Origin of the sequence: Mesorhizobium sp. B2-8-5, assembly GCF_006440675.2 — a bacterium.
Lineage (GTDB): Bacteria > Pseudomonadota > Alphaproteobacteria > Rhizobiales > Rhizobiaceae > Mesorhizobium.
Map to the genome: position 1 here is coordinate 5,209,634 of NZ_CP083951.1, position 24,709 is coordinate 5,234,342.

Annotated in this window: 32 protein-coding genes, 2 tRNA genes and 1 pseudogene; 16 read left to right on the forward strand and 19 right to left on the reverse strand. The window is 62.9% G+C overall.

Going from position 1 to position 24,709, the window contains the following annotated elements:
• Nucleotides 1–4: 4 nt before the first annotated feature.
• The 3 genes from FJ430_RS25780 to FJ430_RS25790 all read right to left on the reverse strand — a co-directional run bounded on the left by FJ430_RS25780 (nucleotide 5) and on the right by FJ430_RS25790 (nucleotide 2,365).
• On the reverse strand, nucleotides 5–793 hold the full coding sequence (locus tag FJ430_RS25780) for a 2-keto-4-pentenoate hydratase (RefSeq protein ID WP_140703332.1): 789 nt from the start codon (nucleotides 791–793) through the stop codon (nucleotides 5–7).
• Nucleotides 794–1,253: 460 nt separating this feature from the next.
• Nucleotides 1,254–1,796, reverse strand: coding sequence for a cytochrome b (locus FJ430_RS25785; RefSeq protein WP_140703330.1), 543 nt, complete (start codon nucleotides 1,794–1,796; stop codon nucleotides 1,254–1,256).
• Between the two features lie 209 nt (nucleotides 1,797–2,005).
• On the reverse strand, nucleotides 2,006–2,365 hold the full coding sequence (locus FJ430_RS25790; RefSeq protein WP_040988334.1) for an ArsR/SmtB family transcription factor: 360 nt from the start codon (nucleotides 2,363–2,365) through the stop codon (nucleotides 2,006–2,008).
• 429 nt (nucleotides 2,366–2,794) lie between these two features.
• Between FJ430_RS25790 and FJ430_RS25795 the strand changes: the two genes are divergently transcribed.
• Both FJ430_RS25795 and FJ430_RS25800 read left to right on the forward strand, forming a co-directional pair.
• Entirely contained in the window at nucleotides 2,795–2,989 is a 195-nt protein-coding gene (locus tag FJ430_RS25795; protein ID WP_140645003.1) for a hypothetical protein, read from the forward strand.
• 106 nt (nucleotides 2,990–3,095) lie between these two features.
• On the forward strand, nucleotides 3,096–3,341 hold the full coding sequence (locus FJ430_RS25800) for a DUF982 domain-containing protein (protein ID WP_140703328.1): 246 nt from the start codon (nucleotides 3,096–3,098) through the stop codon (nucleotides 3,339–3,341).
• Between the two features lie 148 nt (nucleotides 3,342–3,489).
• On the opposite strand, the gene FJ430_RS25805 is transcribed toward FJ430_RS25800, so the two are convergent.
• Nucleotides 3,490–3,654, reverse strand: a complete 165-nt coding sequence (locus FJ430_RS25805) for a hypothetical protein (RefSeq protein ID WP_181175237.1) — start codon at nucleotides 3,652–3,654, stop codon at nucleotides 3,490–3,492.
• 280 nt (nucleotides 3,655–3,934) lie between these two features.
• Here FJ430_RS25805 and FJ430_RS25810 point away from each other — a divergent pair, with 280 nt between their 5' ends.
• Complete coding sequence (locus tag FJ430_RS25810; RefSeq protein ID WP_095816412.1) at nucleotides 3,935–4,177, forward strand: DUF982 domain-containing protein; 243 nt, start codon at nucleotides 3,935–3,937, stop codon at nucleotides 4,175–4,177.
• 305 nt (nucleotides 4,178–4,482) lie between these two features.
• On the opposite strand, the gene FJ430_RS25815 is transcribed toward FJ430_RS25810, so the two are convergent.
• Both FJ430_RS25815 and FJ430_RS31710 read right to left on the reverse strand, forming a co-directional pair.
• Nucleotides 4,483–5,445, reverse strand: a complete 963-nt coding sequence (locus tag FJ430_RS25815) for a glycosyltransferase family 8 protein (protein WP_140703326.1) — start codon at nucleotides 5,443–5,445, stop codon at nucleotides 4,483–4,485.
• Between the two features lie 15 nt (nucleotides 5,446–5,460).
• Nucleotides 5,461–6,042: a CatB-related O-acetyltransferase gene (locus FJ430_RS31710; RefSeq protein WP_140703324.1), complete on the reverse strand. Its 582-nt coding sequence runs from the start codon at nucleotides 6,040–6,042 to the stop codon at nucleotides 5,461–5,463.
• A gap of 196 nt (nucleotides 6,043–6,238) precedes the next feature.
• Here FJ430_RS31710 and FJ430_RS25825 point away from each other — a divergent pair, with 196 nt between their 5' ends.
• A complete protein-coding gene (locus FJ430_RS25825; RefSeq protein WP_140703322.1) occupies nucleotides 6,239–7,024 on the forward strand; it encodes a hypothetical protein in 786 nt (261 codons plus the stop codon).
• A gap of 174 nt (nucleotides 7,025–7,198) precedes the next feature.
• A complete protein-coding gene (locus FJ430_RS25830) occupies nucleotides 7,199–8,128 on the forward strand; it encodes a hypothetical protein (RefSeq protein ID WP_140703320.1) in 930 nt (309 codons plus the stop codon).
• A 75-nt stretch (nucleotides 8,129–8,203) separates the two neighbouring features.
• Here the strand turns inward: FJ430_RS25830 and FJ430_RS25835 are convergent.
• Both FJ430_RS25835 and FJ430_RS25840 read right to left on the reverse strand, forming a co-directional pair.
• Nucleotides 8,204–8,280, reverse strand: a tRNA-Arg gene (locus tag FJ430_RS25835).
• A 58-nt stretch (nucleotides 8,281–8,338) separates the two neighbouring features.
• The gene (locus FJ430_RS25840) at nucleotides 8,339–8,644 is read right to left on the reverse strand and encodes an ETC complex I subunit (RefSeq protein ID WP_140645008.1); all 306 of its coding nucleotides are present in this window, start codon (nucleotides 8,642–8,644) and stop codon (nucleotides 8,339–8,341) included.
• A 241-nt stretch (nucleotides 8,645–8,885) separates the two neighbouring features.
• Here FJ430_RS25840 and FJ430_RS31780 point away from each other — a divergent pair.
• The 5 genes and pseudogenes from FJ430_RS31780 to FJ430_RS25865 form a co-directional block, all read left to right on the forward strand.
• Nucleotides 8,886–9,446 (forward strand): annotated as a pseudogene (locus FJ430_RS31780) (NADPH-dependent FMN reductase); the annotation flags it as partial.
• Nucleotides 9,447–9,482: 36 nt separating this feature from the next.
• The gene (locus tag FJ430_RS31785; protein WP_226892255.1) at nucleotides 9,483–9,854 is read left to right on the forward strand and encodes a YybH family protein; all 372 of its coding nucleotides are present in this window, start codon (nucleotides 9,483–9,485) and stop codon (nucleotides 9,852–9,854) included.
• A 136-nt stretch (nucleotides 9,855–9,990) separates the two neighbouring features.
• Entirely contained in the window at nucleotides 9,991–11,166 is a 1,176-nt protein-coding gene (locus FJ430_RS25855) for a flavin-containing monooxygenase (RefSeq protein WP_140703645.1), read from the forward strand.
• A 73-nt stretch (nucleotides 11,167–11,239) separates the two neighbouring features.
• A tRNA-Pro gene (locus FJ430_RS25860) sits at nucleotides 11,240–11,316 on the forward strand.
• A gap of 518 nt (nucleotides 11,317–11,834) precedes the next feature.
• Nucleotides 11,835–12,098 carry a hypothetical protein gene (locus tag FJ430_RS25865; protein ID WP_140703318.1) on the forward strand — a complete coding sequence of 88 codons (264 nt, stop codon included), beginning with the start codon at nucleotides 11,835–11,837 and terminating at the stop codon, nucleotides 12,096–12,098.
• A 6-nt stretch (nucleotides 12,099–12,104) separates the two neighbouring features.
• Here the strand turns inward: FJ430_RS25865 and hdaA are convergent, their stop codons facing one another.
• The 3 genes from hdaA to FJ430_RS25880 are packed head-to-tail and all read right to left on the reverse strand — an operon-like array spanning nucleotide 12,105 to nucleotide 14,587.
• On the reverse strand, nucleotides 12,105–12,809 hold the full coding sequence (gene hdaA / locus FJ430_RS25870; protein WP_140703316.1) for a DnaA regulatory inactivator HdaA: 705 nt from the start codon (nucleotides 12,807–12,809) through the stop codon (nucleotides 12,105–12,107).
• Between the two features lies 1 nt (nucleotide 12,810).
• The gene (locus tag FJ430_RS25875) at nucleotides 12,811–14,058 is read right to left on the reverse strand and encodes an AI-2E family transporter (protein WP_413467803.1); all 1,248 of its coding nucleotides are present in this window, start codon (nucleotides 14,056–14,058) and stop codon (nucleotides 12,811–12,813) included.
• Nucleotides 13,970–14,587, reverse strand: coding sequence for a CDP-alcohol phosphatidyltransferase family protein (locus tag FJ430_RS25880; protein WP_140703311.1), 618 nt, complete (start codon nucleotides 14,585–14,587; stop codon nucleotides 13,970–13,972). The genes FJ430_RS25875 and FJ430_RS25880 overlap by 89 nt, the downstream gene beginning before the upstream one ends.
• Before the next feature lie 185 nt (nucleotides 14,588–14,772).
• Between FJ430_RS25880 and FJ430_RS25885 the strand changes: the two genes are divergently transcribed.
• The 4 genes from FJ430_RS25885 (at nucleotide 14,773) to FJ430_RS25900 (ending at nucleotide 17,926) form a co-directional block, all read left to right on the forward strand.
• Nucleotides 14,773–15,432, forward strand: a complete 660-nt coding sequence (locus tag FJ430_RS25885; RefSeq protein ID WP_140703309.1) for an Imm52 family immunity protein — start codon at nucleotides 14,773–14,775, stop codon at nucleotides 15,430–15,432.
• A 186-nt stretch (nucleotides 15,433–15,618) separates the two neighbouring features.
• Nucleotides 15,619–16,698, forward strand: coding sequence for a phosphoribosylformylglycinamidine cyclo-ligase (gene purM, locus FJ430_RS25890; protein WP_140648079.1), 1,080 nt, complete (start codon nucleotides 15,619–15,621; stop codon nucleotides 16,696–16,698).
• Complete coding sequence (gene purN / locus FJ430_RS25895; RefSeq protein WP_140651889.1) at nucleotides 16,695–17,402, forward strand: phosphoribosylglycinamide formyltransferase; 708 nt, start codon at nucleotides 16,695–16,697, stop codon at nucleotides 17,400–17,402. The genes purM and purN overlap by 4 nt, the downstream gene beginning before the upstream one ends.
• An 8-nt stretch (nucleotides 17,403–17,410) precedes the next feature.
• A complete protein-coding gene (locus FJ430_RS25900; RefSeq protein WP_140648056.1) occupies nucleotides 17,411–17,926 on the forward strand; it encodes a SixA phosphatase family protein in 516 nt (171 codons plus the stop codon).
• Between the two features lie 103 nt (nucleotides 17,927–18,029).
• Here the strand turns inward: FJ430_RS25900 and FJ430_RS25905 are convergent, their stop codons facing one another.
• The 4 genes from FJ430_RS25905 to FJ430_RS31720 form a co-directional block, all read right to left on the reverse strand.
• Complete coding sequence (locus FJ430_RS25905; RefSeq protein WP_140648057.1) at nucleotides 18,030–18,272, reverse strand: DUF680 domain-containing protein; 243 nt, start codon at nucleotides 18,270–18,272, stop codon at nucleotides 18,030–18,032.
• Between the two features lie 280 nt (nucleotides 18,273–18,552).
• Entirely contained in the window at nucleotides 18,553–18,759 is a 207-nt protein-coding gene (locus tag FJ430_RS25910) for a DUF680 domain-containing protein (protein WP_140648058.1), read from the reverse strand.
• A gap of 322 nt (nucleotides 18,760–19,081) precedes the next feature.
• A complete protein-coding gene (locus tag FJ430_RS25915) occupies nucleotides 19,082–19,279 on the reverse strand; it encodes a DUF680 domain-containing protein (protein ID WP_140648059.1) in 198 nt (65 codons plus the stop codon).
• A 64-nt stretch (nucleotides 19,280–19,343) separates the two neighbouring features.
• Entirely contained in the window at nucleotides 19,344–20,039 is a 696-nt protein-coding gene (locus FJ430_RS31720; protein ID WP_319022993.1) for a DUF680 domain-containing protein, read from the reverse strand.
• Nucleotides 20,040–20,061: 22 nt separating this feature from the next.
• On the opposite strand from FJ430_RS31720, the gene FJ430_RS25925 reads away from it, so the two are divergent.
• Nucleotides 20,062–20,739 (forward strand): response regulator, encoded by a 678-nt coding sequence (locus FJ430_RS25925; protein WP_140648061.1) that lies wholly within the window; start codon nucleotides 20,062–20,064, stop codon nucleotides 20,737–20,739.
• A complete protein-coding gene (locus FJ430_RS25930) occupies nucleotides 20,736–22,103 on the forward strand; it encodes a sensor histidine kinase (RefSeq protein ID WP_140648062.1) in 1,368 nt (455 codons plus the stop codon). Before FJ430_RS25925 ends, FJ430_RS25930 begins: the two co-directional genes overlap by 4 nt.
• A gap of 21 nt (nucleotides 22,104–22,124) precedes the next feature.
• Here FJ430_RS25930 and FJ430_RS25935 read toward each other — a convergent pair whose 3' ends face one another.
• From FJ430_RS25935 to FJ430_RS25950, 4 genes are all read right to left on the reverse strand, one after another.
• Nucleotides 22,125–22,427: a type II toxin-antitoxin system RelE/ParE family toxin gene (locus FJ430_RS25935; RefSeq protein ID WP_140703307.1), complete on the reverse strand. Its 303-nt coding sequence runs from the start codon at nucleotides 22,425–22,427 to the stop codon at nucleotides 22,125–22,127.
• Complete coding sequence (locus FJ430_RS25940; RefSeq protein WP_140648064.1) at nucleotides 22,424–22,714, reverse strand: type II toxin-antitoxin system ParD family antitoxin; 291 nt, start codon at nucleotides 22,712–22,714, stop codon at nucleotides 22,424–22,426. The genes FJ430_RS25935 and FJ430_RS25940 overlap by 4 nt, the downstream gene beginning before the upstream one ends.
• Before the next feature lie 100 nt (nucleotides 22,715–22,814).
• Complete coding sequence (locus tag FJ430_RS25945) at nucleotides 22,815–23,690, reverse strand: ABC transporter permease (RefSeq protein WP_140703305.1); 876 nt, start codon at nucleotides 23,688–23,690, stop codon at nucleotides 22,815–22,817.
• A 13-nt stretch (nucleotides 23,691–23,703) separates the two neighbouring features.
• Entirely contained in the window at nucleotides 23,704–24,558 is an 855-nt protein-coding gene (locus FJ430_RS25950) for an ABC transporter ATP-binding protein (protein WP_140703299.1), read from the reverse strand.
• Nucleotides 24,559–24,709 lie beyond the last annotated feature (151 nt).

Sequence of the window (24,709 nt, forward strand, 5' to 3'; positions counted from 1 at the left end):
CCGATCAGACAAACCTGACCGAGACGCGGCCGAACCTGCCCAAATCGCCGGTGACTTCATCGCCGGGCTCGACTTCTATCGGCTTGACGCAGGTGCCGGTTATCACCACCTGCCCAGGCTGTAGCGCGATGCCGAGGCCCGACAATTCGTTGACGATCCATTGAAGGGCAATCCGGGGGTCACCCAGCACGGCCGCCCCCGATCCGTCATGGCGCGACTTCCCGGCGACGAACCCGACCACCGGGTGCTTCGCCAGATCCACGTCGCGCCAATCGTCTTCCACGGCCTCGCCGATGACGAACAGATTGGCGCAGGCGTTGTCCGCGATGAGCTGCGCCGCGCCGACCGCGCAGAAATCGTCGTATCGCGAGTCCGGTATCTCGATCGCCGGGTGCAATGCCGCCACCGCATCCATCACTTCGGCGATCTCATAGGGCTCCGCGCGCGGCTGCAGCTCGCGGCCGAAGCGAAAGGCGAATTCGATCTCGGCCACGCGCATCCTGCTCGTCGCCAGCGAAACGGCTCCGCCGACATCGACCGCCTTCTCCGCCAGCAGGCGCCCGGCCATCGGACCGTCGACGTTGATATGCCTTTGACCGGCAAGGCTGGTTGCGGCGATCTTCCAACCGAAAAGCGGAGCCGCGGAGCGATCCATCACATGCGACTGGACGGCATATCCTTCGGAGCGCGTTTGCGGCCGCACCGTCTCGGGTATCGCATCGAGACGGGTGCCATTGTCCCAGTGGGCCACCAACAGGCGCGAAGCGGCCTTGGCTTTTTGCGTATCAAACATCGACAGCACCGAAGATCAAAAAACGCTACGCTGCCCGGCGCTTCGCGGATCAGGAGCCCCGGCTGGGACCATTGCGCAATATGAACCAGGCGAGACGATAGGCGACGGGGTATCGAGAGTCCACATTGCCAGTCAGGAGCTTCCCGACGACACCAAGCCGGTGATCGCTCCTGGTGAGCGCGGCAAGGCACGGGACCGCAAACGAAAGAGGCCCGCCGGGAGCGGCGAGCCTCTTACGGAGCCGAAGTGGAAGCTCGGCACCGTCATGATCCGGGGGTGTGGATCGACTCGAAATTTAGCCAACAGCGCCCGACCCGGCGACTTACAAATCTGTAATCTTCGGCCCGGCAGGATCAGGCGACACCAACAAAAAGAGGCACGTTATCATAGTCTTGCGAGCGTCCGCGATCGCGCCGTCACGGCGCCTTCAATCAAAAGTGATGGAGCGGAAACCAGCTGACTACCGATTCCGCGGCAACATTCTGGTCAGCACCGTGTCTCGGCGAATGAAGTGGTGATAAAGCGCAGCCATGGCGTGCAAGCCGGCCATGATCAATATGCCGTTCGCGCAGAGCGAATGAAGCTCGCGAATAGTGCGTGCGGTCACCCTGTCCGGGGCGAAGGGTGCGGGAATCGTAAGCAGGCCGAAGAAGCTCAACGTGTCGCCCCGGAACCAGGTCAACAGGATCCCGAGGACGGGGATGGCGATGAGCAGGGCATAGAGAATGAAATGCCCGATCTTCGCCGCTGCCTGCTCGGCAGCGGGCATTTCCGACGGAAGGCCAGGCGCGCGCCTAAGGCCGCGCAGCACCATTCGCCAGAACACGAGCGCGGCCAGGAGAAGACCAAACGAAATGTGCAACCGCCAGAAGAATGCGACCGCAGGATCCCCGCGGGAATAAAAAGCGTCACCATAGGTCAGGGCGTAGAGCAGGACGACGAGCGCGAATAGTGTCCAGTGAAGGAACTTCTGAGTGGACGTGTAGGTCATGGCGAGGGCCATTCCGAAGGGCTCCTTTTGACAGGTCTTCCCGTTTCGGACGCTTTCCCGGCAGACTTGTGGCCGCTAAATTAAGAATTCGTAAGACTACAACAAACCGGCAAAACGCAAACCAGCGCTTTGCCTGTCGCATTGCCGTCTATTCTCGTCCACGCCATCGAGGCGCCGCACCGGACGAAGGCCCCCCGGCCTCGTCCGTGCGTGCAGGCAGTTCAGGCGGCCTGCGGCCGCCGCATCCTCTCGACAAAGGCCTGCCTTGCCGGTCCGGCAAGCGGCTTGTCCATGGCCAGCAGGCCATCGAGCAGCGCCAGGAGTTCGCGCGCTGCCGAAGACTTGCAGGAGTAATAGACCATCTGACGATCGCGGCGGGTTTCGACCAGGCCAAACCTGCGCAGTTTGGCCAGGTGTTGCGACAGCGCCGATTGGCTGAGTTCGACCTTGTCAGCGAGCACGCCGACAGAGAGTTCGCCCTCGGCCAGGTAGTTCATGATGAGCAGACGCTTCTCGTTGCCCATCACCGCGAGAAAGGCTGCCGCACTTTCTGCGTTGGCGGTAAGTTTCTTGGTGACCATCGATTTCCCCGTGGTTCATGCTCTTCCGAAGGCCATGGGGGCGATGGCTTCAGAGTTCCAGAGCGTTGGTGAGCATGCCCCGATTTGGACACGGGACCTGCCCTGCTTCTTTTCAACCAGAACCCCTTCGTAACCCGGTTGCCACCACGTCGGGGTTGTTGGTCTCGGACAGAACGCGCGGTGCTTTTCTGGGCGCAAGTCAATGCAGACTCGGAAAAATTCCACGCTGCTAATGCGTATCAGCGAAGCGCTCATTCGGCAAGAATATAACGAGGCCGGCAAAGCAATGGCCAACCGCGGGCATGCAAGCACCGCAGCCGGCGTAACCGGTCGAAGAGACCTCGGCCACGATGTTGCCGCGACTCACTCCCAATCTCGAAGCGTGCTAATATTAGCCGGGCAAAGGGGACCGGGCTGTAGGAGGAAGCCATGTCCGTCGTACGCAACACATTCACCCCCGACGAGACGGCCATGCTCGGCCGTGTCTACGAAAACGGCAATGTCGAGGGCGAGACCGCCGAGCAGAAGGAGGCGCGCGCCTCGCGCATCCTCGCCAATTACATGGCGGGCATCACCGACGAGGCGGAACTGATGGAGCTTTCGCGAAGGCCGCTTGGACGGTGAGCAGCGCGTGCCGCATCGGTGAGACGGCTTCACGTTAAGTTGACGTTTCGCGGAGCAACTCTACGGTAAAATATATCGTTCTCCGACATTTTTCGGGAGGTTGGCGATGATCCAAGGATGGTTTTCGAGGCCGGTCGAAGTCGCCGTCGGCGTTTCCGGCTCGATCCGCCACATATCCAACGCCGAGCAGGCTGTCGAACTGCTGACCGGCCAATGGCGCGATGCCGGCAGCGCGCCGCACGGCGCGGCGCTGCGCGAGTGCCGCCGGGCGATCCGCGGCGACGTCGCGGCGGACAATGCCAGGGAGGCCTTTGTTGTCGCCGCGCGCGAGGCGCATGTGCTGGTGGAATAGAGCGGATCGGCGTTCCACAAGCCGGCCTATCGATAGTAAAGCCACAAGAGCACCAGCACCGCGAACACCGCCGGAGAAAGCAGGATTCCGGCCCGAAAGATGCACATGGCCAACTGAAGCGGAGTGAACATGCCTGGCGGCGTCGGGCCTATCGATCGCGCGACTTGACGGAAAACCGACGCGCCGTTCCAAACGCGCGCAAACGATCAGTTTCAGCGCGGGCACGGCTCATCCGCATTTCCTCGTAGAGTCCGAAAGCGGTCGCCATCAAGGTGGCGACGGTCATGGTGGATGCGAGCACGGCGATAAGCATGAGAGGTCTTCCCGCGTTTTCATCAGCCTGCCGGATTCATTAGTGCCGTCCGCGAGGGCACGTCAGTGACTTTGGTCACGCGATTTTTCAGCAGTCCGGATCGCGTATCCGCCGGCCCATGGGGCCCGTCCGGACGCTGCCAATCGTCGGTTTGAAATTCTTCGGAACCTAATGCGCGGTGATTGGTTAACGCGCGGGTCGGCAATCGCCCTCGGCCTGCATCGACGCCATCCGGCGTCGCTTGCTTGCCCAAAAGACGATCATAAGAACGGAGGAAGTGATGAACGATGTCTGGTTTTCCGAACCGGTCGTGATCGATTTCCAGCCAAACGGCCAGCGCAAGGTATCAAGCTGTTTTGAAGCGATGGAATGCCTCGACCAACGCTGGCCGGGACAGGCGCGCGACGGCGCCTGGCGCTCGGCAAGCCGCGTCTGCCGCGATGCGCTCGACGGTCTGCGCAGCCCGGTGGAAGCCCGCAAGACACTGCGCAAGGCGGCCAAGGTCGCCGGCCTGCTGGCGTAGCCTCGATTTCCCATGGCGTCCCACCGGGGACGCCGCCAAGCCCGTCGCGGTTTCCCATTGCCGCGGCGGGCTTTTGTTTTCCATGAGGGCGAAGCGGCGGCCGACGCATGCTCCGGAACACGTTCAAGCACGCATCCCGTGGGGGCACATGAAAACGACGGCCGCTGGGCTTCGGGGGCTGACGGGTTCAGGCCCTTCCATTTCGGCGAGTCGGATGCCGGGCCGCAACGCAAGCGCCGGCGCGTGGTAACCGGGTGGTTACTATCCACAGCGGCGGAGGGCGAAACCAGGCTTGCGCGACCCGATCAGGCGAATCCGCCAAGCACTTCCGGAAACTGGACCGCCATCGCTCCTTCATCCGCCTGCCGGGCGTAGATCCGATGCATCTTCGTGCCGTCATACTTGGCCCGGCGGCGTTGCACGTCCTTGCCGAAAAGACCGGCAACAGCGTCGAAGCGCCGGATGAAGCGCTTCATCACGCCGCGCTCGAAGGGTATGCGCTGCTCGAACGGCTTGCGCCAGGGCGTGTCCTTTGCCAGGTCGCGCCAGATGCCCAGCGCTTCGAGTTCGACGCCGACCTGATTGCCCCACGGCTTGCCGCCCGCGAAATGCCTGGCCCAGGCCTGCGAGAAGCGAAATTCCCTTGTCCCGAGCGATTGCAGATTCCAGTTTGGGTGCATCGTCTGCCATTTGCCCTCGAAGGCGACGTTCAGAGCATTTTGGTCATTCATCTTGCCATCAATGGCGGTCTTTCGCGTCCGCTCCAGCAGGGCCTTCTCCCGGACAGCGTTCATATCGAAGACGACCACACCGGAATTGAAATAAGGCGCGCCGGGCGCCAGCTTGAGCTTTTGCCGGTATGAAGGCCTGAAATACATATAGTCGTCATGCGCGGCGAGCAGCGGGGCGCGCAGCCGCTGCCCGGTCAGGTCATTGATGTCTCTGTTGAAGAGGACATCGCAATCCGTGTATGCGATGCGATCGTATGGCTCGAAAACCGGAAACTGGTCGGCGAAAAGCCGAACGTAAGCGGCAATGCTGTATGTTCCAAAACGAAAGCCGAAATTCGTCATGAAATCCGTGACATCGACCAGCTCGACCTTGCCTTTCAGCAGATGGCGGGCGACTTCAAGGTCCGGTTCGCTCGCGCCGGTGTAGAGCAGAAAGCCGTCGACCGGTGTCGAGACATCAATTATCCGGCGCGCTGTCAGGCACGCATATGGAAAGTAGTTGGCGTCCGTGGCCAGGAAGAAACACGATTTGGTCATTCGCCACCGCAACCCTTATTTCGCCGCGGTGCCTGCCACAAAATGCTTCTCGACGAAAGCCTCGATCAGGCCGGTGAGCGAGGCCGCCTCGCTCTTGATCTTGTCATCGTCCCAGCGCCACCATTGGATCGCCAGAAGCTTCGATATGGTCTCCTCCGGGAATCGATACCTGATCAGGGTGGCCGGAGACCCGCCGACGATCGCGTAGGGCGGCACTTTTTTGGTGACGACGGCTCCGGCGCCGACAATCGCGCCATCGCCGATCTCCACTCCCGGCAGTATCATCGCGCCGTTGCCGATCCAGACATCATTGCCGACGGTGATGCCGGCCGGTTTGCCGCCATTCACGATCGGCTCGGGCTGCTTCAGCAATCGGCTGTAGATCGGGAATGATGTTGCGCTGTCGGTTGGATGCTGGCCAGAGCAAATGAAAAGCACTCGACCGGCAACCGAGCAGAAGGCGCCGATCTCCAGCGGAGCGTCCCTTGTGGGAAACAACACCTTTCGCCATGTCACGCCGTAAGTGTGGCGGCCGACCTTTACGTGGTCCGGCAATTTGGAGCGCGCGTCCTTGAACCATCTGGAAATCGACGACATTCAGATCCTTCTCCCAACGCTCACGCGACATAGACTCGGATCGTCGGAACCATCAACTGCGAACTTTGGACAGGAGCAAGGGGCTAATCTACCGAGAACCCGGCTAGCTGCTCACTTGAACTGGGAAACTTTTGAATGGATTGCGCATGCGTGTGTTAGTAGTGGAAGCGTCTCAGACACATCTCCCATTTGATCAATGAATGACGTCTTTGGTTATATCGCCTATGGCGAGAATGAGATTTATCATCGGGGCGCCCTGCTCAGCGCGCTGAAGCTTCTGCATTATTGTCCGGCCGCCAAGATCATAGTGGCAACCGATGGGCCGGATATGTTCCGCGGTTATCCGGTCGAGACGATGGCGATCTCCGCGGAGCAAAAGGACCTTATGTCCTTCGACGGTCGCTACCATTTCGGCATCAAGGCCGGGTGCCTAGCCGAGATCCTGAAACGCTGTGACCGATTACTCTACATGGATACGGACATGTACCCGGTTGGCGACATCTCGAGGGCATTCGAGGCCATATCGCCCAGCCGTTCTATTATGCGCCTTCGCGAGAAACCGCACGCTTGGACACCGAGGCTGGCGGGCCAAAATATTCGGATCGGCGCCTACGTCGTGACCGGCCATGAGCCAATGTGGAACAGCGGCGTTCTTGGTGTACACCGCCACAACCTATCTGCTCTACTCGACGCCCATCCGCCTATGCTTGCCGTCCATGAGATCGCAAAGATAGACGCCGCAGAACAATTCTGCATCGGTATTGCCTTATCTCAAGTCAATCGAACGATAGGCCCTCACCGTCTGAAAATCAGGAACTACAACACGCGGGGCAAGAAGGCTTTCGCCAGTCCGCTCGTTCTGCAGTTCTTCAAGACGTACGGTGACTATCCAATTGCCGAGCAAATTAGGAGAGCCGGTTGGTATCGCCTATGGCGATCCCCCTTGGACCTTTGGCGCCAGCGGCGGAGGTGGTCGTTTTAGTTTGCTGTCGTCAGATCGTCGCCGGTGCGCTGGCGATCCCGAGTTCGCACCAATGCGTGTCGATAGTCAATTTGAGGCCGGGTTGCCCGCCCGATGAAATCTTCAGGCTGCTTGATTTTTCTTACGCTGCCAAGCAAAGGAGTATCGGGGGGTTTGCCGCTTCGAGAGGCAGCCTTGGCATTCAAACCAATCGTGGACAGACTAAGCAGAAGCCAGGCCGTCATCCAGGCCAAGATGCTTCGCAACCGACTCGTCTACAAGATTTTCGAAAGTCGAGGACGGGCATCCGGGCACCTGCTCGCCAAGCAGTTGCTGGACGCAAGCGTATCGCGCGTTTGCATTACGATCGCTTTCAACACGCCGTGGGTGATCGACGCCTTGACGAAGGCGTGGGAAATCCAGCCGCCGGGAATGACGCTGGTGGTCGTCGACAATTCAACAAAACCTGAGGCCAGGGAGGCCATTGCCCGCATCTGCCGAATTCGGGGCGTCCCCTATCTCGCGCTGCCAATGCGGATTGAGAAGCATCTGTCGAGATCGCACGGATCGGCGATCACGTGGGCATTCAACAATATCGTGAGGCATTTGAAGCCGGAGCTGTTCGGCTTCATCGATCACGACTGCTTCCCGGTCGCCCCCTTCGATATTCCATCCAAGTTGGAAGACAAGGCGGCCTACGGGAAGAAATTCCTTCCGGGGGAAAACCACATCTACAAGCCAAAGCCGGGAGACCGGCACTGGAACCTGTGGGCGGGCTTTTGCTTCTACCGGTTCTCGGCCGTAGCTGGCCATCAGCTGAACTTCGAACCCCGCCTCAATCTCGGCTTGGATACTGGAGGCGCAAATTGGGCGCTCTTTTACTCTGAGTTGGACGCCGACAAGGATGTGGCCGTCGCATTGGTGCGTGAAAGCCCAATGACCATGGCCGGCGTGGTCGGGCACCATGAGTTCATCGACGGCGCCTTCTTTCACCTCGCCGGCGTGTCATACCCCGAAAGACCGGGGTACCACCACCGGACGGTGGAGCATCGGGAAATGCTTCGGGATTATGTGTGGAACACTTATCTCGGCGGCCCGGCCGGGCAGACGGTGAGTGATTTCTGACGAGGTTTTCGCGACCGAGCCGTTGGCGAAGGTTGGATCCAGAATCAGCCAAGTCCCGTAAGCCGTTGAATAAACTGGCGATCCCGGCAGGATTCGAACCTGCGACCATCGGCTTAGAAGGCCGGTGCTCTATCCAGCTGAGCTACGGGACCGTCGGCCGGCCGGGCCGGCTGATGCGCGCTACGCCAAGGCGAGGCAAGACTCGGGAAGTCAGTGCGTCCAGGGCGTCCTGCGGTCATAGCGGAAATTGTCCGAATAGGAAATCTGCCGGCGCTTGGCTTCCTTCGGCTCTTCGACGCGATAGGCGATCTTTTCCTTCTCGGCATAAGCCATCGCCTCTTCCTTCGTGTCGAAGGTGAGCTTCACCTGGCTCAGCATGTCACCCGAGGTGGTGTAGCCCATCAGCGGATCGATCTTCTTGCGCTGGGCGGGATCGAATTCCAGCACCCAATGTCCGGTCTTGGCCTTGCCGGACTGCATCGCGGTTTTGGCTGGACTGAAAATGCGCGCGGACATGACCACCTCTTTGCCGCCCGAAGACCGGGCACCTCGTTCAGCGCCTCCGGGGATTCTACGGAAGCCCCGATTTCACGCCAATCCGTCATTACTGTGCAATGGGCGCGGCGGCAAGGCCGCAAGCGCCCCTGCGTTCCCACGGCGCTGGGAACCTCGCCGCGCCGGCGACATTATCGAAAGGTCGGGCGGCCGGCCGGAGCCAGCCTTCCCGTGAACCATCCATCAGAAGCGGACGTTCGCCATGACCAATGCAACCGAACACCCCGTCCTGCAGCTCGCCGTGCTTGTCGGCAGCCTGCGCGCCCAATCCTTCAGCCGCAAGATCGCCAAGGCGCTCGCCGCCCGCGCGCCGGATTCGGTGCGCTGCCGCTTCATCGAGATCGGCGAGTTGCCGCTCTACAACGAGGATCTGGACGGCGACAGCCCGCCGGCGGCGTGGTCGGCCTTCCGCGCGGCGATACGCGAATGCGACGCGGTGCTGTTCGTCACCCCGGAATACAACCGCTCGATCCCGGGCTGTCTGAAGAATGCGCTCGATGTCGGCTCGCGGCCGCCGGGCAAGAGCGTGTTCAAGGGCCTGCCCGCGGGGGTCGTCAGCGTCAGCCCGAGCAAGATCGGCGCCTTCGGCTCCAACCATGCGCTGAGACAAACCTTCGTCTTCCTCGACATGCCGGTGATGCAGCAGCCGGAGGCCTATATAGGCAATGTCTCGGAGCTGTTGGACGACAAAGGCGCGGTGACCAACGCCGACACCGCCACCTTCCTCGAGAATTTCATGGCCAGCCTGGAGACCTGGATCAGGACGGTGCATCCTGGCGGCTCGTCCTTCGATGCCTTCATGAAACAGCGCGAGAAGATTGCCGGGGACTATGTCAATGGCGACGCCTCCTCGCTGAAAGCGATCGTCACCCGTGCCGGGCCGGCGACGTTCTTTTCGCCGCGCGGCGACCATCTCGAAGGGGCCGAAGCGGTTGCCGGCCGTTACGAGCGCGATGCTGCGAGCTTCCACAAAGGCGGCAACACCGACCTCGAGGTGCTGCAGGCGTCGGCAAGCGGCGATCTGGCCTTCTGGAGTGGCTTGCAGCATGCCAAGGCGCGCATGGGCAGAAACGGCGAGGCGACCGAGATGACCTTGCGGGTCACGGAAGTGTTCCGGCTGGAGGACGGCGCGTTCAAGCTGGTGCATCGCCACGCCGACCCGGTTCATTAGCCGGCGCTTGCAAAAATCCGCGACACAATGCCGGAGGTCTTTGCAACATAGGCCTATTCCTTTTGGCCCGTGGGCGGCATATGTCAGATACATGGTCGTGCCAGTTGAAGGCATGATGACGGCGATAAAGACACGTATGGGCGCGGAAGCGAAAGTCTTGCCGTCGGGGGTCGGCGAGCCAGCGATACTGGAAGGCGCGGTTGTCATCGGCGCGGGCGCCGCGGGGCTTGCCGCCGCGCATGCGCTGGCCAAGGCCGGCGTGACGATGCAGATCCTGGAACGCGAGGAACGGCTGGCCGAGCCCTGGCATCGCCGCCACGACAACCTGCACCTCAACACGCATCGCGATCTTTCTTCGCTGCCGGGCGTTTCCTATCCCGCGGGAACGCCGGCCTTCCCGCACCGCAGCGCCGTCATCCGCCATCTCAACGATTTCGCCGAGACGCACAGGCTGCCGATCGCCTTCGGCGTCAAGGTCGACGGGATCGAATTTCGTGGCGACCACTGGCTGCTGCGGACAAGCGCGGGCTTGAAGGCGGCGCGATATGTGGTGGTCGCCACCGGGCGCGACCGGCAACCCTTCATCCCGGCCTGGAAGGGCATGGCGGATTTTTCAGGATCGATCATCCACTCGGCCGATTTCGGCAAGGCGAGCGACTATGCCGGCAAGAAGGTGCTGGTGGTCGGCGCCGGCAATTCCGGCTTCGACGCGCTCAACCATCTTTCCCGCGTCGAGACGGGCCAGATGTGGCTTTCGGCGCGCAACGGACCTTCGCTGCTGCCCAAGCGCATCGGCAAGATCGCGGTGCATCGCATCTCGCCGGTGATGGCAAGCCTGCCGACACGGCTCGCGGACGCGGCCATGGCGGCAACGCAGCGCCTGGTGTTCGGGGATCTGACGAAATACGGCCTGCCTCCTGCCCCGTCGGGCGGCGCCAGCCGGCTCGGCTCCGACTATACGGCGATCGCCGCCGACGACGGCGCGGTCGATGCCATCAAGGCCGGACGCATCATCGTCGTGCCGCAGCTGCGCGAATTCAGGCGGGACGGCGTCGTGCTGGACAATGGACAGACGATCGCGCCCGACATCGTCATTGCCGCCACCGGCTACCGCACCGGGCTGGAGACGATGCTGGGCGGGCTCGGCGTGCTCGACGCCAAGGGCGTGCCGCTGTTCAACGGCGCCGCGAACGACCCGAAACTGCCCGGACTCTGGTTCACCGGCATGCGGCCGAGTATTCGCGGCTGCTTTGCCAATGCAAGGATCCAGGGCGCTGCGATCGCCAGGAAGATCGCCAGCCTGAAGCGCTGAGCGGCATCGTCAGTTCCGACCTCGGTTTTTGTGTTGCCTTCCGGGCGTGCGCCCCCTATACGCCGCGGGACGTCGGAGTGTAGCGCAGCCTGGTAGCGCACCTGATTTGGGATCAGGGGGTCGCAGGTTCAAATCCTGCCACTCCGACCATTGCTTCCTTCCTAGACCAAATCGGTCTCGCCGTCCCTGCATTACAGCCGGAAGACAGAGACAATTGGGACGCCAACACCAACATCATCGTCGTTGCGGATGTTTCCAGGGCAGCTGACATGGGTGCTCCGCGACCTATGATCCTCCCCTCTTCAACGACGCGCGTCAATGCGGCCTCGCCATGGGTGGCGGCAGCTTGCTGCTCGGCGCGGGACAGGCTCACGGGCAAGCGGAACCAGCCATTCAACGGCGCGGGCGAATCGGCGGTAAACCCGCCGGGCGAGAACCCCAACACCTCGAGCCCGGCGAGCCTACAACCCGATCTGGAACGCGACCGGGGCCGGGATCAGCCGGCATTGTCCGCGTTGCAAGAGCGATGCCGGAAAAGACTGTTCCGGAATGGGACGGCTACGCCGCGTGCTCCCACGGGTTGATCACGGAAACGCCCGCCGTGGCTCGAATAATCCCTCGCCTCCAACTTTGTCGCCGGTCTAGACTTCGAACCAGGGGGATTTTCGATGCCCGTTCTCGAGGCTCTGCTGTCGCTGATCGGCCCGGCCTATCTGGCCTATTACGGCTTTACGGTTGCGGTGATGGTGGTCTGGGCAATTCTGTGCGCTGCCCTGTGGGTTTGGAACAACCGGCCCAGCAAGAGGAATGGCGGCGTAGCCCGGTCGCGGTCCGCCGGCCTGATGTTCTTCATCCTAGTCGCCGCCTGTTATGTGGCGGCGCACACGGGAGTCTATCTTTTGGCCCGGCATCTGGCCGGACTATGGGCGTGACAGGCCTCAGATATCGAACTCGCCTTGCCCCTCGTCCATGGCGCTGACGGTCTCGGCGGCCAAGGCGCGGGTGATCGGCGTCTTGCGTTCGAGGGCTGCGCGATCGAGGCGCTCGACAACGCGCATCGCGGTGCCGAGCGAACGCTCGATGCGGCGCACCAGGTATTGCACCACATGCGGCTCGACTTCGACCTGGCGGTCGGCGAACAGCTTTGTGATGACGCCGGCAAGCAAAAGGTCGTCGGGCTCGTGGATCTCGACCGTCGCCGCCGCCTTCAGCCGCGAGATGAGATCGGGCAGCGCGACGCGCCAGGCCGAGGGGAACCGCCTCGCCGTCAAAAGCAGCGTCGAGCCCGCGCCGCGCACGGCGTTGATCAGGTGGAACAGGCCCTGCTCGTCGATCGGCCACTTGTCGATATCGTCGATTAGCGCCGGCCTGGTGCCGAGACCGGCAATGTGCTCGTCGATCCGGCCGGGATCGATGGCGACGGCGTGCGTCCGATCCTGCCAGATCCGGGCGAGATGCGTCTTGCCGGAACCGGGCGGCCCTGCCAGCACGACCACCGGCGACGGCCAGTCCGGCCAGCGGTCGATCAGCGATGCCGCCTGCGCATTGGTGCCCGAGACGACGAGTTCGTCGCGCGAATAGCCGGTGCCGTGGCCGAGATCGAGCGGCAGCTGGCGCGGCGTATCGGCTGGCTGAGCAGCCATTTCAGCCCCGCTTCGAACGATGGCCGCCGCCGCGATCGGCTGGCAATGGCGGCACGGGCCGGGCGGCGTGACCCTTGTAAAGCGGCGATTCGAGATAGCGGCCAATGGCGAAGCGCACCAGCACGGCAATCGCCGCCGAGGCCGGGACGGCGATCAAAAGGCCGACGAAGCCGAACAGCGCGCCGAAGGCAAACAGCGCGAACATCAGCCAGACCGGATGCAGACCGACGCTTTTGCCGACCAGCCTCGGCTGTAGGATGTTGCCCTCGATGAACTGGCCGACGAAGAACACGCAGGCCACCGCCACGATCATTGTCCAGTCCGGCCAGAACTGGACGAAGGCGACGCCGACGGCGAGCACCAGCCCGGTCAAGGAACCGACATAGGGGATGAAGGAGATCAGCCCGGCGAAGAAGCCGATCAGGATGGCGAAGTTCAGCCCGGTCAGCGTCAGACCCGTGGCATACATCGCGCCGAGCACCAGGCAGAGCGTGCCTTGACCGCGCACGAAGCCGGCGGTGGCGGTGTTGATGTCGCGGGCGAGCGCGCGCACCGTCTCGACATAGTCGCGCGGCACCCAGCTGTCGACCACCGCCACCATGCGGTCCCAGTCGAGCAGCATGTAGAAGGCGACGACCGGAGTGACGACGAACAGGCTGACGACCGATACCAGCGCCACGCCCGAACTCCAGATCGAGGTGAAGACGGTGGTGAGCAGCCCGAAGCCGGTGGTGAGCAGCGAGTTCAGCCCGTCGCGCAGGCCGGCGGCGTTGACGCCAAAGCGCTGCTCCAGCCATTTCGGGTCGAAGCTGGTGATCAGCGACTGCAGGCGGGTGAGATATTCCGGCAGCTTGCGGGCGAAATCGGCCATCTGGGTGGCCAGCACCGGCACCAGGATAACGAAGGCCAGCACCACGACGACGATGAAGGCAATCAGGATCACTACCGTCGCCATCAGGCGCGAGAGGCCGAGCCGCTGCAGCCAGTCGGCGACCGGGTCGAGGAAATAGGCGAGCACCATGCCGGCGACGAAAGGCAGGAGGATGCCCGAGAAGACATAGAGGAACAGCGCCAGCAGGATAGCCGTGGCCAGCCAGAAGAAGGCCTGGCGGCGAAGCCCGCCCGAGCTGTCGTCGGCCGCGATCACCGCGGCGTCATTGTCAGGCGCCCGTGTTGGAGCCGCCCGACTTGCCGATGCCCGACTTGATGTCGCCGGTCTGGGAGTTGCTCGTCCGGGAGCCTTCGCCATAGCCGCTCATATGCCTTAGCCAAGCCACGAGATAGGCTGCGGCCGAAGCCACGGTCAAGACCCCGGTCAGCAATATGAGCGCGGTCCGCAACGGGCCGAGATGCACCGAGAAGGCCAACTCGCCCAGCGCAAGCGCCGCCAGCACGATCTGGGCCGCGGTGTTGGCCTTCGACACGAAGAGCGGCTTCATCTCGACCGGATGGCTCATGACGCTGGACAAGAGCACGGCGCAGACGATCAACCCGTCACGCGAGACCATGGTCACCACCAGCCAGAGCGGCAGTTCGCCGGCAAAACCCATGACGACGAAGACCGAGACCAGCAGAAGCTTGTCGGCGATGGGATCGAGATAGGCGCCGAGGCTGGACGACTCGTTCCAGCGACGCGCGATGAAGCCATCGATGCCATCGGAGATGCCGGCGACGAGGAACCCGGCGAAGGCCCAATCCCAAAGCGACTGCAGCATGGCGAGCACCACCGCGGGCACGAGCAGCAGCCGCATGATCGTGATCATGTTGGGAAGGGTCACGTGATGTCCCGTCGTGTTGTAGAGAAAAAGAATGAGTGAGATAGCGGGTGGGCGCAAGGGAGGAACTGCTATCTCCCCCTCGTGGGAAGATGGCCGGGCAGGGCCAGAGAGGGCGCGAAGGAACGCCGGTATTGGACACGAGATCCTAAAGAAGCTGATAGGCTGCACGCCAAGGGGAGTCGCGCATGTCGGTAAACATCTACGCCTATTGGGGCCCGAGGAAACGCACAGCCGAGGATTTGATCCCGCAACTTCAAGCGCATTTCCGAGCGTTAGCTGCAGCCGATAAGAGGCTCGCCAACTGGGCTCCATTGGGAAGATCCCTTAAAAAGGCGATGGCATCCGAACCTATCGACACATCGGCAGCCGGTAACCTGCTGCACCTGCTGGAGAAAGGCCAAAGCAAGACGGACATGCCGCCGCGACAGCCCATTCCAGAATTGGGTTACTGCATTTCCCTCTGGAACCAGCGCCGTGGAGACGTGGAAGCGTCAACGTCGATCCATTGTGCGGCGTGTTCCGATTTTCTGTCACAAGACAGTCAGAACAATGCTTGCTTGGAGCTCAACTGCATGGCCGAGGCGAAGCCTTTTGGGACGGAAATCGTGCTCGCGCTATTCCGCAGCTTCGTCGAAATCTGGAAACCCGACTGGGGCTCGATTTGGCGCGATGTCCAGGAAGGGCATCCGGCGAGCAGCCGCGAGGATCCGACGCGTGTTCAGTATGCGTTTTACCAACAACAGGGGTTGGCATCGCAACAACGAACCGTGGGAAAAGAGATTAGTGTTCCCCACGGGCGTATGTGGGTGGATGAAACGGTCGCACCCATTCTAGAGGAAATTTGACTGCCATACTCGCAAAGCTGGCGGGACCCCTCTGTCCTGTCGGACATCTCCCCGCAAGGGAGGAGATTGACAGCTCGATCGCCTCGCCCACTTTCCACGGTTTTGTCCGCCTCGACGACCGTCATCCTTGCTCCCCGAAACCATTCATGCGAAGAGCCCGCAATGACAAACAGGGACGAGCCGACCATGAGCAAAGGCGACCAGGCCAAGCGCAAGAACGGGCTCACCTATGCCGAGGCTGGCGTCGATATCGATGCCGGGAACCTGATGGTCGAGAAGATCAAGCCGCTGGTGCGCACGACGCGCCGGCCGGGCGCCGACGGTGAGATCGGCGGCTTCGGCGGGCTGTTCGACCTGAAGGCCGCCGGCTTCACCGACCCGGTGCTGGTCGCGGCCAATGACGGCGTCGGCACCAAGCTCAAGATCGCCATCGACGCCGGCAAGCACGATACGATCGGCATCGACCTCGTCGCCATGTGCGTCAACGACATCGTCGTGCAGGGCGCCGAGCCGCTGTTCTTCCTCGACTATTTCGCCACAGGCAAGCTCGACCCGGACCAGGGCGCTTCGATCGTCGGCGGCATCGCGCAAGGCTGCCGGCAGGCCGGCTGCGCGCTGATCGGCGGCGAGACGGCGGAAATGCCCGGCATGTATCACGACAAGGACTATGACCTCGCCGGCTTTGCCGTGGGTGCTGCCGAACGCGGCCAGTTGCTGCCGACCGACGACATCGTCGAGGGCGACATGCTGCTCGGCCTTGCCTCGTCCGGCCTGCACTCCAACGGCTTTTCGCTGGTGCGCCGCATCGTTGCCACGAGCGGCCTTGGCTGGAGCGATCCGGCGCCGTTCAACGAGGAACTGAGCCTCGCGGAAGCGCTGCTCGAGCCGACGCGCATCTATGTGAAGTCGATCCTGAAGGCGATCCGCAACACGCATGGCATCAAGGCGCTGGCCCACATCACCGGCGGCGGTTTCCCGGAAAACATTCCGCGCGTGCTGCCCAAGGATTTCTCCGCCGAGCTCGATCTCGAGGCAATCGACGTGCCGCCGGTGTTCTCGTGGCTGGCCAAGACCGGCGGCGTGGCGCCGGAAGAAATGATGCGCACCTTCAACTGCGGCATCGGCATGGTCCTCGCCGTCGCTTCCGGCCAGGCGGCGCAAGTGGCGGCAGTGCTGCAGGAAGCCGGCGAAACGGTAACGCCGATCGGCCGCATCGTGCCGCGCCGAGACGCTGGCGTCATCTATCGGGGCTCGATCGGCCTATGAGCAGGAAACGCACGGTCGTCCTGATCTCGGGACGCGGCTCCAACATGACGGCGCTGATCGCCGCGGCCGCCGATCCAAGCTATCCGGCGGAAATCGTCGGCGTCATTTCCGACCGCGCCAACGCGGCCGGCCTCGGCATCGCCCAGTCGCGCGGCATCGCCACCAAGGTCATCCAGCGCGCCGACCATCCGAGCAAGGATGCCTATGACGCCGCGATCGATGCCGCGCTCACCGGCTTCGGCGCAGACATCGTCGCCCTGGCCGGCTATATGCGCATCCTCGGCCGCGGCCTCGTCGAGAAATGGCAGGGACGCATGGTCAACATCCACCCTGCCCTGCTGCCGGCCTTCAAGGGTTTGGACACGCATGCGCGCGCGATCCGCGCCGGCGTTCGCATCCATGGCTGCTCGGTGCATTTTGTCACCCCCGAGATGGACGACGGCCCGATCATCGCCCAGGCCGCCGTGCCGGTGATGGTCGGCGACAATGAGGACACGCTGGCCGCGCGGGTGCTGAAGGTCGAGCACCGGCTCTACCCGCTGGCGCTGGGGCTCGTCGCCGAAGGCAAGGCGCGCATGGAAAAGGGCCACACCGTGCTTGCCCATTTCGCCGACGATGCCGAAAACGCCACCTCGGTGGTGATGGCGCCGGATCCGCTGCGCGAGGAGAGAGACCTCGAACAGCTGGCGCGGATCACGCCGTAGAGTCGTCAATGCCCGTAAAACAACTGCTTATCCTGCGCCATGCCAAGTCGAGCTGGGACAATCCCTCCCTCGCCGATTTCGATCGGCCGCTCGGGCCACGCGGGCTGAAGACGGCGCCGCTGATAGGGCGCGAGCTTGCCCGGCGCGGCTGGCTGCCGGACCTGGCGCTGGTCTCGCCGGCGCTGCGCACCCGCGACACCTGGCGGCTGGTCGCGGCCGAACTGCCCAAGCATGTGCCAGCACAATTTGCCGAGGAACTCTACGAGGCGGCGGCCGGCGCCATCCTGGCGCGTGTGCGGCAGGCCAAGGCGGAGAGCCTGCTGGTGATCGGCCACAATCCCGGCCTGCAGCATTTTGCGCTGCGGCTGGCCGGCGCCGGATCGGATGAGGCTGTCTTCAAGAAGATCGAAGCGAAGTTCCCGACGGCGGCGCTCGCGCGGTTCACGCTGGACGAGGATTGGGTGGACCTCGACTTCCACGGCGCGCGCCTGACGCATTGTGTTCGGCCGAAGGATTTGGCCTAGAGCGAACCGTCGATCTCCTCGCACTGGATCGGTGCTGCTCGCCGCATAAGACAAAAGGCGGCGGAGCAAGTCCGCCGCCTTTGACAGTTCAAAGCGTCAAAGATCAGTTGCCCCAGATGCCCTGGCCCGGGTCGGACCAAGCCTTGGATCCAGCCGAACCTGTCGTCATCGAGGTGTCGACATCGGCCTGCTTGGCAACCTCACGCTTGCCGACCGAAGCCGTATAGGCCCTGTCGACGCCGGCCGTCGGCCGGTTGACGTCATTGGGGTCGTAGTGATCGCTGCCGGCGAAGGCGGAGCCCATCGCGAGAAGCATTGCGGCAGTGGTGAGAGCGATCCTGGTCATTTCGGTTTTCCTTGTTCGTTCGGCTTCATCGGGGCGGAGGCCTTGGGAGGATGACCCCGCTGCCGACAAGACCCGCGGCGGCCGGGATTTATTCCCGGCCCGCTCGCTTTCTTTAGCGGCCCCGGCAGCGTCGGCCCAAACTTCGCCGAGAAAAAGACAAACGATTACAAATGCTTGTGATACAAATACTTGTGAAGCGATTTCACAATGCCGGTAGCCGGCTGTAGAAAAACAGAGCGGCGGGACAAGCCCGCCGCTCGAGGTCTTGGAACCAGGCCATTCAGCGGTTGCCGAAAAGATCCTGATCAGCGGCCTGGGCCGCCGGCTTCTGGACATTCGCGCCCGAATTCTTGATCGAAGCGGTGAACGAGCTGTCGACCGAAGCAGTCGGCCGGTTGGCCTCATTGGGGTTGTAGTGGTCCGACCCAGCGAAGGCGGCGCCAGTGGCGACAAGCAGGGCGGCGGCGGTAAGAGCGATCTTGGTCATTTCAAATACTCCTGGTTTCGGGTTGCGCTGTTTGATCAGGCGCGATCGACGATCAGATGACCTAGTGGATCGGCACAGGGGTAGCCTCGGACATCGCCCGGGTGCTGCCCGCTCGTTCGACACACTTGAATTTCCTTGGCATCGGCCCCGTCTATCGGCCCTTACTCCCACTTCGACGGCACCAGGGGCATCGTTACAGCATCACCGCTTCGTGATGAATGCTTGATCAACCCTGAAAAAGCCTGCCCGGGAGCAGCCGGCCTTAGAAAAACAGAGCGGCGGGACAAGCCCGCCGCTTTGACGTCTTGGAAGACCAGGGCATTCAGCGGTTGCCGAACAGATCCTGGGCAGGAGCCTGGGTCGCCGGCTTCTGGACGTTCGCGTCCGAAGTCTTGACCGAAGCAGTAATCGAGGTGTCGACCGGCCGGTTGGCTTCGTTGGGGTTGTAGTGGTCGGACCCAGCGAAAGCGGCGCCAGTGGCGACGAGGAGGGCGGCAGCGGTAAGAGCGATCTTGGTCATTTGAGTTACTCCAAATTCAAGGATGATGGGTTGATGGTCAGATTTTGGTCAGACTGGAACCAGCTTAGTGGTTGCCCCAGAGGCCCTGGCCGGATTCCTGCTGGTTCGAGCTGGGCGCATTCTTGATGAAGCGCTGTTCGAACTTGTTGATCGAGCCGGTAACGGTCCGGTCGACGTTGCCCGCAGGGGCCGTCACGGCCGACTGGCTGGCGTCGTTGGGGTTGTAATGGTCGCTGCCGGCGAAAGCGCTGCCCGTGGCAATGAGGAAAGCAGCGGCGGCAAAAGCAATCTTGTTCATTTTAGGTACTCCAGATTTCAAAAAGTCATGTCCGTCTAGTGGCGTGCCGTAATGGAAATTCGCGTCGCTCGGACCACCCCGAAATGGGTCGGCCTTATTGCCATTTCCAATCACGAAAAGTTGCGAACCGAACCGTTCGGTTCGATCTTGAAATTGGGCGAAGGACGCAGCGGCCACATTCTTATCGTTTAATATCAATCGGTTACAGAAAAGGTCGCGCGATACGGCATCCTGGTAAGGGCTGCCGGTGTTCACCATAGCTACACGAACCGTCAACATTAATTGAACCGACCGGTTCGATTTCCTCGCTTGCCCGACCGAACAAGCGGCTCGGCAGGTGCCGCGACCGGGATGGCGACCGCCGGGAAACCACGTTTGCCTTGCGCGCGGATCGATACTATCGGTTGCCTCGGGAACCAATTTGGACGCCGCCTGCCGCGCTTTGGCGTCGGTCGACGCCATTGGGAGGAAACAGCGACAAACGATGCGGCTGCTGCTTGTCGAGGACAACCGCGAACTGGCCGATTGGCTGAGCAAGACGCTGCGCCAGGCGAGCTATGTCGTCGACGTCGTGCATGACGGCGAGGATGTCGAGCATGCTTTGGCCGCTGGCGACCATGCCTTGATCATCCTCGACCTTGCCCTGCCCCGCATGGGCGGCATGGAGGTGCTGAAAAGGTTGCGGGCGCGCGGCAACCCGGTGCCGGTGATCGTGCTCACCGCCAATGCCAGCCTCGACGGCCGGGTCAAGGGCCTCAACGAAGGCGCCGACGACTATCTGGCGAAACCCTTCCAGATCGAGGAATTGGAAGCGCGCATCCGCGTGCAGTTGCGCCGCGCCAACGACCGCACCGCGCCGGTCATTGCCTGCGGCGATCTGGTCTTCGACACCAATACACGCCTGTTCTCGCTTGCCGGCGCGACGTTGTCGCTGACACCGCGCGAGCACGCCGTGCTGGAACAGCTGGTCGTCAAGGCCGGCCGCACGGTGAGCAAGGCGGCGCTCTCGACCGCGATCTACGATTTCGAAACCGACGCCGACCCCAGCGCCATCGAGATCTACGTGCACCGGCTGCGCAAGAAGCTGGAGGGATCGCGCGTCCAGATCGCCACCTTGCGCGGCCTCGGCTACCTGTTGCGCCACGACGATCCGGCGCCATGAGGATCGACAGGTTTCGGATCGGCAGCCTTCGCCTGCAATTGCTGGCCTGGGTGGTGCTGCCGCTTGCCGGGCTCGCCGCCATCAATCTGTGGACCAGCCAGCGCAACGCGCTGGCGACCGCGGATCTCGTCACCGACCGCATGCTGGTCGGCTCGGCGCGCGCCATCGCCGAGCAGGTGGCAATGGCCGACGGCGCGCTCGACGCCACCGTGCCGCCGGCGGCGATCGAGATGTTCGACACCGGCGACCGGGACAGCGTCTATTACCGGGTCGAGACCGCCGGCGGGCGGCTGCTGACCGGCTATCCCGATCTGCCCGTGGCGCCGGAGCGCGGCAGCATCGAGGCTGCCTATCGCGATCACCCGCTGCGCCTGGCCACGCTCAGCCATGCCGTGATCGGCGCCGGCACGGATTCGCCGATCAAGGTCACTGTCGGCGTCACGCTCGCCGGACATGACGCGATGGTGAAGCGCCTGTGGCTCAGCGCCTTCGCCCAGCAGCTTGCCTTGGTGGCTATTGCCGGCGTGTTCGTGCTGCTTGGCCTGCGCCGCGGGCTGGCGCCGCTGATCCGGCTGCGCGACGCGGTGCGCTCGCGAAGCCGCAGCGATCTCGATCCAGTCGAGGTCCCGGGCGCGCAGAGCGAGATCCGGCCGCTGATCGAAGCGCTCAACGCCTATATGGAGCGCGTGCGGGCGCAGATGGCGGCGCAGCGGCGCTTCATCGCCAATGCCGCGCACCAACTGCGCACGCCGCTGGCGCTCTTGTCGACGCAGGCAAGCTATGCCTTGCGCGAAACCGCGGCCGACCGGCGCCAGGAGGCGCTGGTCGCCTTGCAGGCGAGCTCGGGCAAATTGGCGCGGTTGGCCGAACAGCTGCTTACGCTGTCGAGGGCGGAACCTGGCAGCCGACGGCCGCGCGCCGACCGCATTGACCTCACCGAAGCCGCCCGCCATGTGCTGGAAGCGCAAGCGCCGGCGGCGATCAACCGCGACATCGACCTCGGCCTCGAGGAAAACGGACCGGTGACGGTGGTCGGCGACGGCACGATGCTGCGCGAGATGATCGTCAACCTGGTCGACAACGCGCTGCGCTATTCCAGATCTGGCGGTAGCGTCACGGTGAGGCTGGCGACGACGGATGGCGAGGCCGAGCTTACGGTGAGCGATGCCGGACCGGGAATCCCGGCGGAAGAGCGGGAGCATGTCTTCGAGCGCTTCTACCGCCTCGCCGGCTCGGCTGAGGAAGGCAGCGGTCTTGGTCTCGCCATCGTGCGCGAGGTGGTCGAGAATGCCGGCGGCAGCGTCACGCTGGGCGACGCCGCCGCGGGCGGGCTCAAAGTCGAGGTGCGGCTGCCGCTTGCGTGATCAGGTCGAGTGGCGACCCTTTTACTCTTCGTCCGGCAATTCAAGCGTCCGGCCGGCGTAGAGAATCCGCAAGATGATCACTTTGTCACCGGCGACTTCAAACGCGATCGTCGCGCGTCGGCGCCATCCTACCGTGCGCAAATCCGGAGCGATTTCGTCATGACGTGTGCCGCGCTCGGGAAAAGTCTCAAAGTCGAGGCAATAATCGACAATGCGCCCGACAAAGCGCAACGCGATTTCCACGCCAGCCTTCGGCGCGAGTTCGCTCAGCAGTTCGGCTATGTCTCGCTCGGCTGCAGCGTGGAATCTGACCCGGTATTTCATGCACCGGAGCGTGGTTTGGCGACGATCGCGTTGATGTGCTCCGAGAGATTGCGGCGCATCTGCTCGGCTGTCAAAAGCTTCTCAGGATTGGCGCGCGCATCCTGCATCGTCGGCACGACTTCCTCGCGCAGCCAGCGTTCAACCGCCGCGTCACGCGCCGCAAGCGTACGTAGGCCATCGCGGATGACCTCGCTTTCGGTGGCGTATTCGCCCGAGGCAACCTTATTTTTCACCATCTGTGCCATCTCAAGCGGCAGCGTGATCGTCAGGGGCTGGGAGTTTCGCATGACTCGTCTCCTCGATGCCCTCAATATAGCACAAACGCATGACTTTGTCATACACCTTAGGGGAAACCGCACACCAAACATGATGGTGTGCGGTGATCAATCAAGCCCCCTGCTCGTTGAACGGCGCCGGGCGCCACTTCACCACATAGTTCTCGAAGCGGGTGATGATGAACTCCACCACCAGCGCCATCACCGCCAGGATGATCATGGCGGCGAAGACGCCGTTGGCGTTGAAGGCGCCCTGCGCGGTGGAGATCAAGAGACCCATGCCCTGCTTGGCGCCGAGGAACTCGCCGACCACGGCGCCGACCAGCGCGAAGCCGAAGGAGACATGCAGGCTGGCGAGGATCCAGCTCATCGCCGAAGGGATGATGACCGAGGTGGTGATCTGCATCGGCGAGGCGCCGAGGATTTGGGCGTTGGCGATCATCGCCCTGTCGGCCTCGCGCACGCCCTGGAAGGCGTTGGCGAAGACAACGAAGAACACCATGACGACAGCCAGCGCCACCTTGGACGCCATGCCGAGGCCAAGCGCGATGATGAACACCGAGCCAAGCACCACGCGCGGCACCGAGTTGGCTATCTTGATGTAGATCGAAAAGACGTCCGCCAGCAGCTTGTTGCGGCCAAGGATGATGCCGGCCACGATGCCGCCGATGGCGCCGATGGCGAAGCCGAGGAAGGTCTCTTCCAGCGTCACATAGATCTGCAGCCAGAGCGGCCCCTGCGAGGTGCCTTCGGTGATCCAGGACCAGATCTGTTCCCAGATGCCCGACGGGCTGGAGAAGAAGAACGGATCGATGATGTTGTAATCGGCGCAGAGTTCCCAAAGGCCAAGGAAGACGACGAGGATTGCGAGGCGCAGGCCAATCACCAGAGCATGGCGCTTGCGCAGCCGTGCCCTTGCCTGCGCTTCGGCGGCGACGATCGAAGTGGCACGGGCGGCGGCCTGATCGGTGGGAGAAATGGCGGTCATGCTGTGTCTCCTGTCAATGGCCGGCCTGGAGGCCGCGGCTCTGGCCGAGCTGCACTTCCTCGCGCAGATCGCTCCAGATCACCTTGGCGATCTCGATGAATTTCGGATCGTAGCGGATGTCGGCCATGACGCGCGGGCGCGGCAGGTCGATGCGGTAGACGCTCTTCACCGTGCCCGGACCGGCGGTGAGCACATAGACCTTGTCGGCCAGCGCCACCGCTTCCTCGAGGTCATGCGTGACGAAGACGACGGATGATTTCAGCCCCGACCAGAGGCCCAGCAATTCGTCCTGCATGGCCGTGCGGGTCTGCATGTCGAGCGCGCTGAAGGGCTCGTCCATCAACAGGATCTTGGGCTGGTTGATGAAGGTCTGGGCAAGCGCCACGCGCTTGCGCATGCCGCCCGAAAGCTGGTGCGGATAATGTTTCTCGAAACGCGAAAGGCCGACACGGCCGATCCAGTCGCGCGCCTTCTCGTAGGCTTCCTTCTTCGGCGTGCCGCGGAAAAGCGGGCCGGCGGCGACATTGTCGATGACGCTGCGCCACGGAAACAACGCGTCGGCCTGGAAGACGAAGCCGATGTCGCGGCTGATGTCGGTCACCGGATTGCCCATGACGCGGACATTGCCGGTGGTCGGACGCAACAGCCCGGTGACCAGGTTGAGCGTCGTCGACTTGCCGCAGCCGGTCGGCCCGACGACACAGGCGAACTCGCCGCGCGCCACCGTCATGGTGAAATCGCGGATCGCCGTCATCATGTGCCCGTCGGGCGTGACGAAGCGCAGCGTCACGTCGTCGATGGCGATCGCGGCATCGGCCGGCGGCGCGGCCGGAGACAGTTTCTCCGCCGCCATGGTCTGCAACTGCATGGCACACTCCTATCGTGGTGGTGCGAGGATGCCTTTGGCTAAAGCCAGAGGGCTTGCCGCAGCTTGGCATCCGGAAGGCGCCGCTGCAGAATTGATTCAGGCAGCCGGCGCAAGTCGTTGTTCTCTAGAGCGGTTCGTCGTTTCACGCCAA